Source organism: Niallia oryzisoli (assembly GCF_043641075.1).
GTDB classification, from domain to species: Bacteria; Bacillota; Bacilli; order Bacillales; family Cytobacillaceae; genus Bacillus_BD; species Bacillus_BD oryzisoli_A.
This window is the reverse complement of record NZ_JBHZRC010000001.1, coordinates 1,129,196-1,145,341: the sequence shown is the minus strand read 5'-3', so window position 1 is coordinate 1,145,341 and position 16,146 is coordinate 1,129,196. Positions and strand designations below refer to the sequence as shown.

Annotated in this window: 21 protein-coding genes; 18 read left to right on the top strand and 3 right to left on the bottom strand. The window is 37.0% G+C overall.

Annotation, left to right across the window (positions count from 1 at the left end; all coding sequences use genetic code 11):
• The 3 genes from ctaF to ACHUFV_RS05810 all read left to right on the top strand — a co-directional run bounded on the left by ctaF (window position 1) and on the right by ACHUFV_RS05810 (window position 2,084).
• Complete coding sequence (ctaF, locus tag ACHUFV_RS05820) at window positions 1-333, top strand: cytochrome c oxidase subunit IVB (protein WP_394232646.1); 333 nt, start codon at window positions 1-3, stop codon at window positions 331-333.
• A gap of 156 nt (window positions 334-489) precedes the next feature.
• Window positions 490-1,392 carry a cytochrome c oxidase assembly factor CtaG gene (gene ctaG / locus ACHUFV_RS05815; RefSeq protein ID WP_394232645.1) on the top strand — a complete coding sequence of 301 codons (903 nt, stop codon included), beginning with the start codon at window positions 490-492 and terminating at the stop codon, window positions 1,390-1,392.
• Window positions 1,393-1,616: 224 nt separating this feature from the next.
• Window positions 1,617-2,084 (top strand): DUF420 domain-containing protein, encoded by a 468-nt coding sequence (locus ACHUFV_RS05810; RefSeq protein ID WP_394232644.1) that lies wholly within the window; start codon window positions 1,617-1,619, stop codon window positions 2,082-2,084.
• Window positions 2,085-2,170: 86 nt separating this feature from the next.
• On the opposite strand, the gene ACHUFV_RS05805 is transcribed toward ACHUFV_RS05810, so the two are convergent.
• Complete coding sequence (locus ACHUFV_RS05805; protein ID WP_394232643.1) at window positions 2,171-2,533, bottom strand: YugN family protein; 363 nt, start codon at window positions 2,531-2,533, stop codon at window positions 2,171-2,173.
• Between the two features lie 223 nt (window positions 2,534-2,756).
• On the opposite strand from ACHUFV_RS05805, the gene ACHUFV_RS05800 reads away from it, so the two are divergent.
• The 10 genes from ACHUFV_RS05800 to coaD all read left to right on the top strand — a co-directional run bounded on the left by ACHUFV_RS05800 (window position 2,757) and on the right by coaD (window position 9,582).
• Window positions 2,757-3,188, top strand: coding sequence for a CBS domain-containing protein (locus ACHUFV_RS05800; protein WP_394232642.1), 432 nt, complete (start codon window positions 2,757-2,759; stop codon window positions 3,186-3,188).
• A gap of 215 nt (window positions 3,189-3,403) precedes the next feature.
• Entirely contained in the window at window positions 3,404-4,438 is a 1,035-nt protein-coding gene (locus ACHUFV_RS05795; protein WP_394232641.1) for a CAP domain-containing protein, read from the top strand.
• Between the two features lie 65 nt (window positions 4,439-4,503).
• Window positions 4,504-4,899 (top strand): spore coat protein YlbD, encoded by a 396-nt coding sequence (gene ylbD / locus ACHUFV_RS05790; RefSeq protein WP_394232640.1) that lies wholly within the window; start codon window positions 4,504-4,506, stop codon window positions 4,897-4,899.
• 20 nt (window positions 4,900-4,919) lie between these two features.
• Window positions 4,920-5,159, top strand: a complete 240-nt coding sequence (locus tag ACHUFV_RS05785; protein ID WP_394232639.1) for a YlbE-like family protein — start codon at window positions 4,920-4,922, stop codon at window positions 5,157-5,159.
• A 147-nt stretch (window positions 5,160-5,306) separates the two neighbouring features.
• Window positions 5,307-5,708, top strand: a complete 402-nt coding sequence (locus ACHUFV_RS05780; protein WP_394232638.1) for a hypothetical protein — start codon at window positions 5,307-5,309, stop codon at window positions 5,706-5,708.
• A 96-nt stretch (window positions 5,709-5,804) separates the two neighbouring features.
• Window positions 5,805-6,245: a YlbF/YmcA family competence regulator gene (locus tag ACHUFV_RS05775; RefSeq protein WP_394232637.1), complete on the top strand. Its 441-nt coding sequence runs from the start codon at window positions 5,805-5,807 to the stop codon at window positions 6,243-6,245.
• A 134-nt stretch (window positions 6,246-6,379) separates the two neighbouring features.
• Complete coding sequence (locus ACHUFV_RS05770; RefSeq protein WP_394232636.1) at window positions 6,380-6,655, top strand: YlbG family protein; 276 nt, start codon at window positions 6,380-6,382, stop codon at window positions 6,653-6,655.
• Between the two features lie 155 nt (window positions 6,656-6,810).
• Complete coding sequence (locus tag ACHUFV_RS05765; protein ID WP_394232635.1) at window positions 6,811-8,232, top strand: hypothetical protein; 1,422 nt, start codon at window positions 6,811-6,813, stop codon at window positions 8,230-8,232.
• A 291-nt stretch (window positions 8,233-8,523) separates the two neighbouring features.
• Window positions 8,524-9,081: a 16S rRNA (guanine(966)-N(2))-methyltransferase RsmD gene (gene rsmD, locus ACHUFV_RS05760; RefSeq protein WP_394232634.1), complete on the top strand. Its 558-nt coding sequence runs from the start codon at window positions 8,524-8,526 to the stop codon at window positions 9,079-9,081.
• 9 nt (window positions 9,082-9,090) lie between these two features.
• The gene (gene coaD / locus ACHUFV_RS05755; protein ID WP_394232633.1) at window positions 9,091-9,582 is read left to right on the top strand and encodes a pantetheine-phosphate adenylyltransferase; all 492 of its coding nucleotides are present in this window, start codon (window positions 9,091-9,093) and stop codon (window positions 9,580-9,582) included.
• A gap of 42 nt (window positions 9,583-9,624) precedes the next feature.
• On the opposite strand, the gene ylbJ is transcribed toward coaD, so the two are convergent.
• Window positions 9,625-10,845, bottom strand: a complete 1,221-nt coding sequence (gene ylbJ, locus ACHUFV_RS05750; RefSeq protein WP_394232632.1) for a sporulation integral membrane protein YlbJ — start codon at window positions 10,843-10,845, stop codon at window positions 9,625-9,627.
• A gap of 353 nt (window positions 10,846-11,198) precedes the next feature.
• Here ylbJ and ACHUFV_RS05745 point away from each other — a divergent pair, with 353 nt between their 5' ends.
• Window positions 11,199-11,990 carry a patatin-like phospholipase family protein gene (locus tag ACHUFV_RS05745; protein ID WP_394232631.1) on the top strand — a complete coding sequence of 264 codons (792 nt, stop codon included), beginning with the start codon at window positions 11,199-11,201 and terminating at the stop codon, window positions 11,988-11,990.
• Entirely contained in the window at window positions 11,987-13,015 is a 1,029-nt protein-coding gene (locus ACHUFV_RS05740) for a SepM family pheromone-processing serine protease (RefSeq protein ID WP_394232630.1), read from the top strand. Before ACHUFV_RS05745 ends, ACHUFV_RS05740 begins: the two co-directional genes overlap by 4 nt.
• Window positions 13,016-13,020: 5 nt before the next feature.
• Here the strand turns inward: ACHUFV_RS05740 and ACHUFV_RS05735 are convergent, their stop codons facing one another.
• Window positions 13,021-14,268 carry a nucleotidyltransferase gene (locus tag ACHUFV_RS05735; RefSeq protein WP_394232629.1) on the bottom strand — a complete coding sequence of 416 codons (1,248 nt, stop codon included), beginning with the start codon at window positions 14,266-14,268 and terminating at the stop codon, window positions 13,021-13,023.
• A gap of 194 nt (window positions 14,269-14,462) precedes the next feature.
• Between ACHUFV_RS05735 and ACHUFV_RS05730 the strand changes: the two genes are divergently transcribed.
• The 3 genes from ACHUFV_RS05730 (at window position 14,463) to ACHUFV_RS05720 (ending at window position 16,128) form a co-directional block, all read left to right on the top strand.
• Window positions 14,463-14,987: a YceD family protein gene (locus ACHUFV_RS05730; RefSeq protein WP_394232628.1), complete on the top strand. Its 525-nt coding sequence runs from the start codon at window positions 14,463-14,465 to the stop codon at window positions 14,985-14,987.
• An 82-nt stretch (window positions 14,988-15,069) separates the two neighbouring features.
• A complete protein-coding gene (gene rpmF / locus ACHUFV_RS05725; RefSeq protein WP_071395445.1) occupies window positions 15,070-15,243 on the top strand; it encodes a 50S ribosomal protein L32 in 174 nt (57 codons plus the stop codon).
• 126 nt (window positions 15,244-15,369) lie between these two features.
• Window positions 15,370-16,128, top strand: a complete 759-nt coding sequence (locus tag ACHUFV_RS05720) for an enoyl-CoA hydratase/isomerase family protein (RefSeq protein ID WP_394232627.1) — start codon at window positions 15,370-15,372, stop codon at window positions 16,126-16,128.
• The last annotated feature ends 18 nt before the right edge of the window (window positions 16,129-16,146 follow it).

Genomic DNA, 16,146 nt, shown 5'->3' with positions numbered 1-16,146 from the left:
ATGAGCAATGAACAAATAAACTCAGTTAACCCTAATGATATCAAGTATCGTCGTAAAAAAAATGCCGAGGAAATGAGGCATCAGGTTATTACTTTTGCGCTTATGATTTTCCTCACCTTAATTGCTTTTGTTGCTGTTGGTTATGAAGGCTTTAGCAGCTGGTTTACAATACCGTTTATTCTACTGCTAGCCGGTGTTCAGGTAGCTTATCAGCTATACTATTTTATGCATATGAGCCACAAAGGTCATGAGATGCCTGCGTTATTTATGTTTAGCGGTGTCTTTGTAGCGATCATTACTGTGATTGCATTTTTGACGATTATTTGGTGGTAAGGCTATAAAAAGGAAATCAGCTAGGCTGATTTCCTTTTTATACATTAAAGACAGTGGATAAATTTGAGAATATAATATTAAAATAGTATAATTAGTGTAAATAGTTTGAATGCATATTGCCTTCCGATTATTCTAAATGAAAGAGGTGAATAAGCTTTGTCGCTTGAAATTTTTGGATTTAGGGCATTATGGAGTCCATTTTTCTTTATTTTTGTCCTGCTGGTTACAGTTGGCTACTTTTTCTTCGTAACAAAATATAGCCTGGAATTTAAAGGAAGAAGATCGCTGACGAAATCGCAAATAATCCTTTTCATACTGTCTATGCTGTTAATCTATATCGTAAAGGGATCCCCGCTTGATTTGATGGGTCATTTAATGTTTTATGCACATATGATTCAAATGTCAGTATTATTATTTATTATTCCTCCGATTTTGATTATTGCTGTACCAGAATGGCTATGGCGCTATATTTGGTCAATGCCTATTATCAAAACAATTTTGACCTTTTTTACCAGACCTATAATTGCACTGGTTCTTTTTAATGTAACGTTTTCTTTATACCATATCCCGTTTGTTTTTGATGTCATCAAAACAACGATGTGGCTTCACGAGGCATATACAAGTCTTTTGTTTATCTTGGCTTTATCCATGTGGTGGCCGCTTGTCAATAAAGTAGATATCAATCGAAGTATTGTTGGCTTAAAGAAGGTTGCATATATCTTTGCGAGTGGTGCCTTGATATTGCCTGCTTGTGCATTGATTATTTTTAATGACAGCCCAATGTATGCTGCTTATTCTGATCCAAATCTATGGGCACAGGCATTAACGCTTTGTGTTCCGCAGTCAACATTAGCTTCATTAGATCTAAGTGGACCGGAAATGTTTACTTCCTTATCGCTAGTTCATGACCAGCAGCTAGGTGGCGTTTTAATGAAAATTATTCAGGAAATTGTTTATGGTATTGTTTTAGCAAATGTTTTCTTTGAGTGGTATCGGAAAGATCAAGAGGAAACCGAAGCGGAAGAATTAAATGCCTATCATCCGCAGCCGGTTGAATAATTAACGTACTCATTTTAGCCCCTCATGAATAAATGGGAGGCTTTTTATTTGTCGTCAAGTAAATTCATCACATATTTATAACGATTATCGTAATAAATTAGTAATGTTTTGTGAACGAATTCTGATTATTATTGAAAAATAATTCCTGCTCTACTACAATAATAGATAAATAGATATAACGGATAAATAGTTAATAACTTTAAAAGTCGAGAGGTCGTTATTATATGGAATACTCATTGCCAATTTTACCTACTATTAGTACATCATTTATTGTCCTCAGTGCAATAATGGTTGCCATTGGATGGAACCTGATTCGGAAAAGGAAAATTCAAGCCCATAAAAAGGCCATGTTATGGGCAGCTATATTTGCAGTTGTGTTTTTTGTTATATATGCTAGTCGAACCATTTTTATCGGTAATACAAGCTTTGGAGGACCTGAGAATCTTAAGATTTATTATACGATTTTCTTAGTTTTCCATATAACATTGGCAACAGTTGGAGCTGTTTTGGGAATTATTTCACTTATAACAGGGTTTAAAAATAATCTCTCCAAACATCGTAAATTAGGACCAATTACAAGTGTTATTTGGTTTTGTACCGCAATTACTGGTGTGGCTGTTTATTTATTACTTTACGTTTTTTATCATGGAGGAGAAACGACATCAGTCATTAAGGCGATATTAGGTTTTTAGATTATGCCGTAGAAATGCGGCTTATTTTTTGTGAAAATAAAAAAGACGCGTTATATCATGCGTCTTTTTAATATAAATCTGATTCTTTACTTTTTCGCAAATTGAGCTATTTCTGACGTTAACTGTGTTAAAATTTTCTCGCATTGAGCTACTAATGACTTAGGGAAGCTCTCGCCATCGCCATACTCAACTCCGTGCGGATAATAATGCTTTCCAAGTAAAGGTGTTTTAAGTTGAATAAGGGCTTTGCCTGCACCTACGTCACCTTCTACGGCATATCCTAGAATACGGAGATAGAATACCCCTTCTTTTAATTCGAACTTTCGATCATATGTAACTCTTTCGTAATCCCATTGTCCTTCTCGAACTAAACCATATTCAAGCATGATATCGTCGAGACGGTTTAACTCAGCCTTCAATCCTTCGAATCCTTTGTTTTCAAACTTCATTATTGTCCCCTCCAAGCAAAATGTAGTTTCTTTTGAATTTTCATATTGTTATTAAAAATCGCATTATACTCAAATTTAATAATAGTGTAAAAACAGTCAAGTTTCAATCAGTTAACGAAAGGAATTTTAGATTTTGCATAATAATTAATGATTTGGAAAGTCTAACAAATGGTTACATAACTTTACTTGTATGAATGTAACAAAAAATAGGAGGGACCATTTAATGGAAAAGATACGTGACATTATGACTGATGAAGTAGAATGCTGTACTTTATTAGATAATATGTATGAAGTGGCGTTAAAAATGAAGGAATTAAATGTCGGGGCCATTCCAATCGTTGATCAGGAAAAACTTGTCGGTATGATCACTGACAGAGATATTGCAGTACGTGGAGTTGCTGAAAAGAATCCAGGGTCCACAAAAGTTGAAAAAATAATGAGTGATACACTAATAACGGTTACGTCTGATACATCTGTGAAGGAAGCGGCAAAATTAATGGCTGAACATCAAATTCGTCGTTTGCCTGTAGTTGAAGGAGATAAGCTGATTGGAATTGTTAGTCTAGGTGATTTTGCTATTCGAGAAATGTCGGATGAACAAGCTGGACAAGCGTTATCAGATATCTCTGAACATACAAATCAAATCCAACATTAAGGTGCCCAAGGGTGCCTTTTTTTGTATAATCTGTGAGCATAAATAACTTTCGTAAACAAAGTAGTATAGGATTCATAGTTTTAAGTCAATCGTTTTTGGTTTTTTAATACTTTTCGCTTTCTATGAAATGTTATAATGGCATAGAGTATTTATATAAGTGAAATTTCTTCTCTTCTGTGAAAGGAGGTATATCTCTGAAAACAAGTATACGGGTTATGGTCATCATTCTGATATTAACTGCCATTGGTTTTTTTATGACTATCCGTGAGGATCATGACGAGGTAGTAAGGAATCAAAATCGAAAAAATTCTAATGATGTCCAATTGCTTGAGCAACCTCCATCTAAAAATAAGAGTACAACAATCCAAACAGAAGGACTATTTAACCTTATAGGTAATACCACAAAGGAGCTTGAAGCAGAGCTTGGAAAACCGGAAAGGGTAGACTTATCTGCATATGGGTATAAATGGTGGATTTATAATTCAAATGCAGATAAATATGTACAAGTGGGTGTATTGGCTGATAAAGTCGTGACTATTTTTGCGATAGGAAAGGATGTTAATATAAGACCATTCTATATAGGGGAACCTATAAGTGAGATTTATGCTAATTATTTCATTGAATCCATTGTTAGTCTGAATTACGATGATAACTCGTATTATTTTGAGCTTTCCGAGGAAGACATTAATTCACGACCACTCATACAGTTAGGAAACGTTTTTGTGCAATTATACATTGATAAATTTTCAGGGAAAGTGTCGAGTGTACGTTTAATGGATGTTCCTACGTTAATTAAGCTCCATCCTTTCAACCTAGCTAACAAAGAGTTAAAGGCAGCAAAGGGGAATACTAAAGTGGACCAAGAAAAGCTTGCAATGAGCAATGAAAAACAATTATTTGATCTGGTGAATATAGTAAGAATGCGTTTGAATTTAAAACCATTGTTATGGGATGAGAAGGCGATGATGGTTGCATCTGAACATAGCAAGAATATGTATGAAAGCAGGGAAGGGTCAAAGCAGGCAGACCATTTTGAAGACTTGTCAGATCGCCTAATAGCTGCTGAATTAAACGTTCAAATGGCGGAAGAAAATGTTGCTACAGATTATTTAGATGCCCCAGCGATCGTGGAAGGGTGGATGAATAGTGAGGCATATAGAGAAAAACTCTTAAATAATGATTTTACACATACAGGTATTGGAATTTATAAAGGTTACTACACGCAAATTCTCCTGCAAATGTTGAAATAATATCACCAAATCTATCTACGTACATATCGTAATATAGGCAATTGTTTAGGTTGAGGTGAATCAAAGTGGCAGATAAAAAGCTTCATCCATCGATAGAGGAATTTAAAGCGTTTGTGAAAAAGCACCCAAATACTCTTGAAGACGTTAGGAATGGAAAAGCGACGCTGCAGGAATTATATGAGGACTGGTACTTGTTGGGTGAAAATGATTCAAAGTGGCAGCAAGATAGTTCTGATACTAATCGGAGTGGTAAAGATTCCAAAGGAGATTGGCTAACCAGTATACTTGGTTCGCTGAAAAAAATGGATCCTGAACAGCTGCAGCATAATATTAATCATTTAAGCCAGGCTCTTGGTGCTGTTCAAGGAGTGTTAACGCAGTTTCAACAAGGCTCCAATAGAAACAAACCCCATTCTCCCAATCAAAAGCCGAACAATCCCTTTTTATTTAGAAAAGACTAGTTGATTAAGGGGGGCTGATGATGAGAAAAGATGTCTACAATTATTTGGAACAAAGTAAAGAACTACAATCATTCATTCGAGAACAGCCGATTTGGTATCGAAAATTAACTCGTGATCCCAGTCAAATTCAAGCAATGGAAATTGCTGCTTTACATTATTATAAAAAAACAATCCCTCATCAGGTTGAAAAAATTTCCAATGGAGTGCAAATGGCTTCCATGATGATGACCATGTTTCAAACGATGAATAACCAATCATAGATGAAGGGGGAGCAATCCCCCTATTTTTTATTTAAATATGGAAAAGAAGTACGGAGTAAAAGACCGCTAAATAGCAAACAATACGATTAGAAAGATTCAAACTGACATTTGTTTCATTCATTGAACAAATGTAAGGAGTGATAAACCTTGAAAAAGATGCATGGTTTAATCGTTTTGTTGTTATTATTACCGTTAGCGGCATGTCAAAAGGATATCCCGGAGCCGGAAACGAAAGATGTTTCCTTCTATTTAAATGAAGCAGTACATGCTTCAGCAATGAATAGTGCACAAGATGATTCTTTTTATGTTAAATATCATGTAAGGGGGAAGGATGTCTTTTTTGAATGCATTGTAAAAAATGCTTCGTTTCGCAATCATGGTGCAAGGATTGTTTTTTCTATTGATGGAAAAAAAACAACTGAATTTCATAGTGCTGCTTTTATTGTTAAAGACCTCCCGTCAGGTACGCATCATGCGAAATTAGAGCTCTTTAAAGAAAACGAAAATGTGGCAGCTGCTGTAAAAGAAATGGAGATCTCCATCCAATAATGAGCTAAGAAACCGACTTTCTTTACGTGTACTAGTAACATCTACTTCGTTTTCAATCATATTCATGTTAAAATATGAAATGGAGGTGAGCTTAATTTGCTTGCTACAATGGAAAGAGTAATGATATTAGAAAATGCTGAAGTGATAGCGAAAATGATTTTGCAATCGGAGATAGCTGATCATTATCGTACATGTTTAGATAATATAAAGAACAATCAAGAAACTCAGCGGAAAATTCGTGAGTTTGTAAAGATGAAAGAGCAGTATGAGGAAGTTCAGCGTTTTGGAAAGTATCATCCGGATTATAAAACGGTCATGACAAAGGTCAGGGAATGTAAAAGAACAATGGATATGGATGACCATGTTGCTGAATTTCGAAAAGCTGAAAACGATTTTCAAGAGTTGCTTGATGAAGTAAGTAGGTTGATTGGACGATCTGTTTCCGAGCAGATTAAAGTGCCTTCAGGAAACCCATTTTTTGATCAACATAGCGGGGGAGGCTGCGGCTCAGGTGGGAGCTGTGGTTGTTCGGCTTAAATTCAATTATATAAAAAAATCGGATTTATCCCATAGGGATGAATCCGATTTTTCTTAGCATTAAATGGTTTCATTGAAAAAGTTGGATAATTTATGCTAGACTAGAGTAAGAAACGGTAACGAGGGGAAATGCTATGTTAAGTCAACGTCAAGGACTTATTGTTTGGCTGCATTCACTAAAGCAAGCAAAAATGCTTAGAAGGTTTGGTAATGTTCATTATGTTTCAAAGAGATTAAAATATGTCGTTTTATATTGTAATTCAGATGAAATAGAAGAACTGATGGCGAAATTGAAGTCTTACTCCTTTGTTAAAAAAGTTGAGCCTTCTCAAAAGCCATTTATTAAAATTGAGTTTGAGAATTCTAAGCCTGATAAAGCAAAGGAATACGATTATAAGATGGGAATTTAGGAAACATAACCATGGGTCTGAACCCACAATAAGTGCTCCAGTCTAATTTGAAACATGATTTAGGTTGGGTGCTGCTTGTGGACTCAGACCTTTTTTGTTTGTTTAAAGGAGTTCCTATAGGCTTGTTTCGTTTCGTATAGGAGGAAATAGTTTCAATGAAAAAAAAGCCAATGATACTTTTGTTTATACTTTTAGCGGTTACTTCTTGTCTACTTCTACGGCAATGGAGAAGCTATTCGGGCGTACTTGAGGAAAATTCAGAGTACAAATTTGAACACCCTAAACAGCGTATAACAATAGAAACGGCAGGAAAAGAAATGCAAATTACGCAAACTGTAACAGGGTTAATAAAGGATAAGAATTATCAAATAATAAGACCCGATAGCCTTTTTAGATGGCAATGTATTGATGATGATGGAGAGAACTGCAAATCCTATAATGTGGATTCATCAAAAGTGATAGCCGAAAATGGTGAACTGAATTTTACATATGTTATCCCAATACCGGAGCAGCCAGCCTATATACTTACGGATTGGACGACTAGGATAAAGGATAGCAGCATCATGGAAACAACCATAGATATAGTCGAAAAAGAAAGAAGAGGAAGTACCTGGGTAGCAGGGATGCCGCAAACAGGCTATGAAAAATTATCTTTAATCGATTTCTACTCCTTTAAAGGAAAAGGAGATACACCTTCTCTTTACTGGCAATCTGATACGCTTGAGAAAAAAGTGTTAAACGAAGGGCTATCTATTCAAGGAAATCCTTTTTCCATTGGGAAACATGATCTTCAATCTGCTGCATCACTTGAACAGGACGAATACCTTGCTGTCATTTTTACAGATGCTGTAAAGCCAGCCGAGTATCAGGGGATAAAAATTATTTCTCCGGCAAGTTCAGCGGAGGATATTGAGCGTGAATTAATTAATGACTATTTCATGAAAAAATTTACGAAGCTTTCAAATCAGGAAAAATGGATAATCGACTTTTTAACTTCGCTAACCCGTGAAAAAGCCCCCGCTGCCATGAAAAGCGAAATCATGATGGCGGAGTTATCACAATCCATTACAAATGAAGAACGCAATACATTCGTTCATGCATTGCAAAAGACGAAAAGGTTAGATTTTACTATACTTGATCATCTGCTCGGAGACATGAAAGGATTAAAGACCTCCTTTTTCTCAATTAATAAGGATGAAAATAGCGAATTAACTCCTTTACTTTTTATGGATCTGAGAAAAGTAATCATAAATGACAAAGTGACGGATGTTACTATTGCGTACCGTCAAGACAAAATCCTTTTCCCGTTTGTTGACACATTAAAAGCGATGGGTTTTCGAGTCGATACGGAAGAGAGCACATTTTATGCATCAAACAAAACTGACCAATTCACTTTTTTCTTGGCACAGCCAATCTTTACGCGAAACGGTACAGACTTTGGCTTGCTTGAAAATCCATTGCAAGTGGAAGGTGGACAGGTATATATAGGAATTGAAGCATTACAGCCGATTTTTCATGCTGAGATTATAGAAAATCCGGAGTCGATCCAGTTAAATTACGCTAAAAATGAAAAATGACATAAAAAAAAGCCCTGCTATAAAGCAGGGTCCTTCTATATCCTATAAGGACAGAAGGTAAAGGGAGAGGAGAAACCGGAGGAAGAACTTATGGGGAAACGTAAGTCTTCTCCGCGGTTGGCAACAACATCCTCGAATGATGTTGTTACTAGTATTATTTCCACAAATAGGTTTGCTATACGTTCAAATCGATTATTTTTTCAAAAATCTGTCTTACGTTGTGATTGGCTATTTTGTTTCCGTATGTTAGGATAAAAAAGTGAATTAAATCAAAAATGCTGTGGTGATAGGATGAGAGTAGTTTCAGGCAGCTGTAAAGGGGTTTCATTAAAGGCTGTTCCAGGTACTTCTACTAGGCCAACGACTGATAAAGTAAAAGAAGCAATGTTTAATATGATTGGACCTTATTTTAATGGGGGAATGGGTCTGGACTTATTTGCCGGAAGCGGTGGTCTAGGAATAGAAGCGTTGAGCAGGGGATTGGATCAGGTTATTTTTGTTGACCGTGATGGAAAAGCGATCGGGACCATACGGGATAATATACATAAATGTGGGCTTGAACAGCGAGTTGAGGTATATCGTAATGATGCAGAAAGAGCAATTAAAGCGGTTTCTAAACGAAACTTAGCCTTTCAATATATTTTTCTCGACCCGCCATATAAAAAACAGCAACTTGAAAAGCTTTTAGACATGATAAGTCAGCAAAATCTATTAAATAAAACTGGTGCAATTATCTGTGAACATGGTTCAGATATTGAATTGCCCCAAACGGTAGGCAACTTCACGAAAAACAGACAGGAAAAATATGGCATAATCGCTGTCTCCATTTATGGTTATGAGAGAGAATAGGGGGATATCATGGAGAGAATTGCAATTTGTCCGGGGAGTTTCGATCCGGTGACGAACGGTCACATTGATATTATTACAAGAGGTGCGCGTATATTTGATAAATTATATGTAGTTGTATTGAATAACGAGTCTAAGCATCCCTTGTTTTCAGTTGAGGAGAGAGTGGCATTATTAAAAGAAACAACAAAGGATATACCAAAGGTTGAAGTAGATTCCTATAGCGGTCTCTTAGTAGATTATGCTAAAAAGGTCGGCGCCATAGCCAATATTAGAGGATTACGAGCAGTATCTGACTTTGAGTATGAAATGTCTATCACTGCAATGAATCGCTTATTGGATCAAAATCTCGAAACTTTTTTTATCATGACTCGTAATCAATACTCCTTTTTGAGTTCAAGTATTGTAAAGGAAGTTGCCCGTCACGAAGCTGATATTTCAGAGCTTGTTCCTGAAGTTGTGGAAAATGCTTTAAGGAAAAAGAATGCTGAGAACAATAAATAAGACAAAGTAAATAAAAAGACGAGTACAGATCTGTGCTCGTCTTTAGCTGTTTTTAGTAAAAACCATCCTTCGTGCATAAATGATAACATAAACTGCTAGCATAACAATTGTGATTAAAGACCCCAACTCGGCCCAATGTCCAATATTGGCGTATAGTGGGGATTCTTTGTTTAAAAAACTGACAGGTACTGTATTTGATGGCTGTTCAGTATTGTAAAAGCGTTCATATACAGGCTCCCATAGGATAAAGGTATAGAAGGCGGCAATCAAACCATGGATGATTCTAGCGAAGAAAAACGGTTTAAAATTGATATCCGTTTGAGCGATAATACTGGCAACCTGTGCTTGAACACTAAAACCGCAAAAGCCAAGAATAAGGCTCGTGATAATTGCCTGCTCCATTAACGTAGCTTCCTGGATTTTGCTGATAAGCTGACTTCCTAAGGTAATTTCAAATAATCCAGAAATGAATGGAATGCTTAAATCTTCCGGTAAATGAAATACTAATAGGACAATTTCAAAGGCTTCAGCGAAAAAGGCTGTAATATGAAGATGAAATAGTAGTTTGTTTACAACTGAAAATAATATGATAAAGCCACCGATCATTAGTAAGGTCTGGACAGAAGACATGACTGCATCCCCGAGCAATTTTCCAATTGGACGATTGTCCATTATTCTCGTTTTATGGAGAGCTGATAATGCTGCTCTGATTGTGACTTGCTTTTTTACGGGCTTTTGCTTTGATCCTTTGTGTCCGTAAAATCGCATGATAAGACCAACTGTTAAATTACCTAAATAATGTGCCATGGCAAGAATAATTCCAAGCTTTGCATTGTTGAAAAACCCTACAGCCACTGCACCGAATATGAAAAGAGGGTTAGAGGAGTTAGTAAACGAGACAAGACGTTCGGCTTCTGTCTTTGTTATCTGACCTTCCTGTCTAAGCCTTGCTGTTAATTTGGCTCCTGCGGGGTATCCAGAGGCCATCCCCATGGCTAATGCAAAGCCGCCAACACCTGGAACACGAAACAGAGGCCTCATGAAGGGTTCCAATAAAATTCCAATAAATTTCACGACGCCAAATCCGATTAACATCTCAGATACAATAAAGAAAGGCAGAAGTGAAGGAAATACAATTTGAAGCCACATATCCAATCCTCGAATGGAAGCGGAAACAGCTTCTTGAGGAAAGGCTATAAGCGAAAACGCCATAAATAATGCAGCAGAGGCTAAAAAAATGGTTTTTAATTTGGAACGAAACACTTGCTTTCCTCCCTCAAGTTTAACGAATTGTTCAATAGATTCATTCAATGGTAAAATAATGAAGAGTGTAATTTCTATTCGGTCTTGTCCTCATATATTTCAATATACTCATAGAAGAACAAAATAGACCATAATATTATATACCTTTAACTTCATTCAGCAGAAGTCCTACACTTCTAAAGTTAAGGGATGAATGCAAAAAGCTCTCCGATTCAGTGGGGTCTATACCCGGCTGAATGAAGTTAAGCCTCCGGCGGATGTCACGGATTTTTTAAGGGTTATTTATCGAGCGAGCTCAATAAAAATCCGGACGCAAATTCGACGGGGCGAATTTGATAGTGGAGGGGATATTTTTGGGTCGTCCCAAAATTGGTTTGGCACTTGGTTCAGGAGGGGCACGGGGATTTTCGCATCTTGGTGTAATAAAAGTGTTGGTTGAACATGGAATTCCGATTGATTATATAGCTGGGAGCAGCATGGGGTCGTTAGTAGCCTGTTTTTATGGAGCGGGGATTGACATGGATCGTCTCTATAAACTGTCAACGGCTTTTAAGCGAAAGTATTATCTTGATTTTACTGTCCCTAAAATGGGATTTATCGCGGGGAAACGAGTGAAGGAGCTTATACGTGTTTTTACAAAAGGGAAACGAATTGAGGAATTGATGATTCCTGTATCTGTCGTCGCAACAGACTTAATGACAGGAGAAAAGGTTATTTTTCGATCAGGTCCGATTGCTGAAGCTGTTAGGGCAAGTATTTCAATTCCGGGTATCTTTGTTCCGGAAAAACAAAACGGACGGCTGCTGGTTGATGGCGGGGTGGTAGACCGTGTGCCGGTTTCGGTTGTAAAAGAAATGGGAGCAGATATTGTGATAGCAGTTGATGTTTCGCGTGTTAAAACAAACGCAGATATCTCGACTATCTATGATGTGATTATGCAAAGCTTGGATATCATGCAGATGGAACTGGTTGAGTACAGGCAGATAGCTTCTGATATTATGATTAGACCTCGTGTGGAAGAATATAGTTCAAGAGCATTTACAAATATAGATGAGATGATTCAAAAGGGTGAAGAAGAAGCTCGAAAGCATCTTGACGAAATAAAAAGAATCATGGATAACTGGGAGGAGCTTCATAAAGAATGAAAAATACAAAAATTATTCGTATCCTTCTTGTAACAGCCATTTTATTGTTAGCTTCTTCTTTTTATTATCTTCCTTACTACGTTTCCAAGCCAGGTATGGCAAAGGAGCTCGAACCTATTATTAAGGTTGAAGATGGATTTGACGAAGAGGGTAACTTTATGCTTACAACCGTACGAATGGGAAGAGCTAACATCTATTCTTATCTTTCAGCAAAATTCATGGATTACGTAGAACTCTACCCTATGGAAGATATCAGAGCGAAGGATGAAACAGATGAAGAATATAATATCCGTCAATTGCATTTAATGGATACTTCAAAAATTGCTGCGATAGAGGTCGCATATAAAAAGGCGGGAATCCCAGTGGATTACCGTTATAATGGTGTTTATGTTCTGCATGTTGTTCCTGAAATGCCTGCAGAGGGAAAATTGAAGCCTGGCGATCGAATTTTTAAAGTAGATGGGTTTGAATTTCAGTCGTCTGAAGAATTTATTAACTATGTAAGTGGTTTAAAAGCGGGTAAGCAGATTTTGCTGGCCTATGAAAGAGAAGAACAAGTCAATGAAGTGAGTGTGAACGTCGAAGAGTTTAAAGATGATGAGAATAAAGAAAGAGTCGGAATAGGGATAGGGCTGGTAGACGATAAGGAATTAATCGTAAAACCAGATGTAAAGGTTAAAACTGATGAAATCGGCGGTCCTTCTGCGGGATTTATGTTTTCGCTTGAAATCTATAACCAGTTAACGGAGTTGGATTTAACAAAAGGCTATGAGATTGCTGGTACAGGAACGATTTCGCCTGATGGAACGGTTGGTAAAATTGGTGGGATTGAACAGAAGGTCATTGCAGCAGATCATGCAGGCGCTGATATTTTCCTTGCTCCAAATGAAAATGGCGCGAAGGATTCTAATTATCAGGCTGCTGTTCATACTGCAAAGGATATCGGTACAGATATGAAAATAATTCCGATTAATACATTTGCTGATGCTGTTAGTTATTTGGAAAATCTTAAGCCAAAAAAATAAAGCGATTAAATCGCTTTATTTTTTTGTTCATTATGATCATCTTCTATATAGATTGGCTGCTGCTTAAATTCCAGCTCAATGGCCTTTTGTCTGTACTGCTCCGGCAATCCCATCGCGTAAATCCTAGCTGATCTTGTATCCGTTACAATCTGCTGATGCGTAAAGGAAGAACGCTTTGATATGAGGGGGATTGGACAATCCTTTTTCAATTGATTTAAATATTTTCGACCTGTTTCTGTCATTCCGAGTAATCGTAGGTATGGCACCTTATCATTTAAGGCAGACATTTCATTTTTTACGGTATGTGTGAGAATATGGGTTAACGTTCTTTGTAGACGTGTCCATGTATACCGTTTTGTTTTTAACTCTTCCATAAACTGCGGGAATGTTTCACATTTGATGGCAAGAGATAGAAGACGATTTTCAATTCCTTCCTCTACCTCGTAAATCACTCTTAGCTCATAAGGGCTTAATTGCAGTAGATTGAGCTTGAGGTATGGCCAATACATATTCCAGTTATGAAATGCTCCAAAATTATGATGATATTGCATTAAACCTTCATATGTATGAACGGGTACATACGATTGAATCTTTGTGATATCAGCGTTATTAGAAAATAGAGCGTTACGAATACTTGTTGCACTTGCTATCGATGCGGAGGAAAAATGCTGGTCATGATAATTTGCACTTTTTCTTGCGATCGTTACCATTTTGACAGGGTACCCGCTTTTTTCAGCAGCTTTAACATACTGAAAGCCGAGAATATTATTGGGTAAACTTAGGTCGACTACATTTTCAGCAGGCTCTAAAGCTTTGAATGCAAGTGATAACGCTTTTGGATAACTGTATCCTTTATTGATAAATCGTTTAATTTCGTAGTTGTATGGTTCATGATGTTTTTCGAGAAAGTGATAGGTATGATAAAAGTCTTCGATATTGCCTGACTCACTGCCAAAACAGATAAATTGACAGCCAGCTGCTCCTAAAAGTGAAACGGCACCAGCTGCAAATGTATCAGCCTTTTGGACCGCATATGAATAGGGGAGCTCAAAGACAAGGTCAATTCCACCTTTCAGTGCCATTTCCGTCCGGGTCCACTTTGAAACAATAGCTGGTTCGCCTCTTTGCAGGAAGTTTCCGCTCATCGCTGCAATGACTACATCTGCTCCCGTTGCTTTTCTTGCGTTTTCAATATGATAGGCATGTCCATGATGGAAAGGATTATATTCAACAACAACTCCAACTGCTTTCATTTACTTACTCCTTTATTCACAAAAAGAATTTTTTACCATTTTAATCTAAAATGTGGTTGTAAACAACTTATTGGGGTAAACTACTAATAGTGTGTACAAATGTTAAAACTCAGTTGTTTTTACTGTAAAGAAATAATATTGACAAATAATTATATGAAAGCTATAATTACCTTTGTTGCCTTGGGGTGATTCGAATGAAATGGACTTTAAGTCAGTTACAGAAACATCGAAGTATGGAATTTCCAATTGATGAAATCGTTGATGCTGATGAAATAATGAAAATCGATCCTTCGATTCGTAAGGTTTCGCCTATGCATGTCACAGGCTATGCCGATATTAGTTCATCAAAGGTAACGTTTCATTTAAGGATAAACGGTTATTTAACTCTTCCTTGTTCTCGTACGTTAGTTGACGTGAATTATCCAATTAATGTTGAAACAACCGAAACTTTCCTTCTGAATGGCTACGATTTTGAAAGCGATGAAGAGGTTCATCAAGTGAAAAATGATGTTATCGACGTTATGCCGATTATTCATGAAATATTATTGCTTGAAGTCCCAATGCAGGTTTTCTGTGAAGATAGCACGGAAGAAGGTGCTCCTCAATCTGGAAAAGATTGGGAAGTTATTCATGAACATGATAAGAAAGACAAAATTGACCCTCGTCTTGCTGGGCTTGCTAAATTTTTTGATCAAGATGATCGAACTTCTGATTCCTAATCAGAAGGAGAAAATAGGCAGTTGAGGACATAGATGACAGGTCTTCGCAACTTTCTTAATACTCTTTAAGGAGGTGGGAATAATGGCTGTACCTTTTAGAAGAACATCAAAAACTGCGAAAAGAAAGCGTCGTACACATTTTAAATTACAGGTGCCAGGTATGACAGAATGCCCAAACTGTGGTGAAATGAAACTTGCTCACCGCGTATGTAAAGCATGCGGAACATACAAAGGCAAGGAAGTAGTTAACGACTAATTTTCCATGTTTAATGAAAGCACAAGAACATATATGTTCTTGTGCTTTTGTTATTTTAGTTAATAATAGTAAGTAGAACATCAAATAGATACTTTACATAATGACCGATGACAGGAGGAACTATACATGGAACCGTATTTGATTCAAAAGCAAAAAGATGGACTGCTAGTTTTTACGATTAATAGAGCTGAAAAACGTAACGCAGTTAATGATGACATCATGCAGGGGTTAGAGCAGGCTGTGACTCTTGCTAATGATAAGGATGTGAAAGCCTTTGTTATTACAGGTGCTGGTGATAGGGCATTTTGCTCTGGCGGAGATTTGTCTGTTTTTCATCAATTACATACTGAAAAAGAAGCATATGGAATGCTTTCAAAAATGTCGCATATTTTAACAAAGATATTCCTTTTGCCAAAGCCAACCATCGCCTTGTTGAATGGAACAGCTGTAGGGGGTGGCTGTGAGATAGCAGCAGCATGTGATTTTCGAATTGCTAGAAGGGGAATCAAAGCGGGATTTATTCAAGGGACCTTGGCAATAACGACTGGCTGGGGTGGAGGTACAATGATACTTGAAAAAATACCTCCTGCAAAAGGATTAAGAATGTTAATGGAAGCCAGGCTCTACCATGAAGAAGAATTACAAGAGCTTGGATTTGTTGATTATTTGTTCGAGGGTGATTCAAAAGAAGGACTGCAAACCTTTGTCCAGAAAATAGTACAGCTTGAACCTAGCGTCACTTCGGCTTATAAAGAAATGCTAATAAAAAGATGGAATGAGAGTAGTGTGGTTGAAAGAATTGAAGAAGAAGTAAGACGTTGTGCTGTTTTATGGGAACAAGAAGCACATCATAAGCAAGTAGATAATTTTTTAAATAAAAAGTAGGCTGTGTTAAAGAGCGAT

Coding starts and splice junctions, on each gene's coding strand:
- ctaF (WP_394232646.1), top strand. CDS start 1: ATGAGCAATGAACAAATAAACTCAGTTAACCCTAATGATATCAAGTAT.
- ACHUFV_RS05810 (WP_394232644.1), top strand. CDS start 1,617: ATGGAATACTCATTGCCAATTTTACCTACTATTAGTACATCATTTATT.
- ACHUFV_RS05805 (WP_394232643.1), bottom strand. CDS start 2,533: ATGAAGTTTGAAAACAAAGGATTCGAAGGATTGAAGGCTGAGTTAAAC.
- ACHUFV_RS05800 (WP_394232642.1), top strand. CDS start 2,757: ATGGAAAAGATACGTGACATTATGACTGATGAAGTAGAATGCTGTACT.
- ACHUFV_RS05795 (WP_394232641.1), top strand. CDS start 3,404: ATGGTCATCATTCTGATATTAACTGCCATTGGTTTTTTTATGACTATC.
- ACHUFV_RS05785 (WP_394232639.1), top strand. CDS start 4,920: ATGAGAAAAGATGTCTACAATTATTTGGAACAAAGTAAAGAACTACAA.
- ACHUFV_RS05770 (WP_394232636.1), top strand. CDS start 6,380: ATGTTAAGTCAACGTCAAGGACTTATTGTTTGGCTGCATTCACTAAAG.
- ACHUFV_RS05765 (WP_394232635.1), top strand. CDS start 6,811: ATGAAAAAAAAGCCAATGATACTTTTGTTTATACTTTTAGCGGTTACT.
- rsmD (WP_394232634.1), top strand. CDS start 8,524: ATGAGAGTAGTTTCAGGCAGCTGTAAAGGGGTTTCATTAAAGGCTGTT.
- coaD (WP_394232633.1), top strand. CDS start 9,091: ATGGAGAGAATTGCAATTTGTCCGGGGAGTTTCGATCCGGTGACGAAC.
- ACHUFV_RS05740 (WP_394232630.1), top strand. CDS start 11,987: ATGAAAAATACAAAAATTATTCGTATCCTTCTTGTAACAGCCATTTTA.
- ACHUFV_RS05735 (WP_394232629.1), bottom strand. CDS start 14,268: ATGAAAGCAGTTGGAGTTGTTGTTGAATATAATCCTTTCCATCATGGA.
- ACHUFV_RS05730 (WP_394232628.1), top strand. CDS start 14,463: ATGAAATGGACTTTAAGTCAGTTACAGAAACATCGAAGTATGGAATTT.
- rpmF (WP_071395445.1), top strand. CDS start 15,070: ATGGCTGTACCTTTTAGAAGAACATCAAAAACTGCGAAAAGAAAGCGT.
- ACHUFV_RS05720 (WP_394232627.1), top strand. CDS start 15,370: ATGGAACCGTATTTGATTCAAAAGCAAAAAGATGGACTGCTAGTTTTT.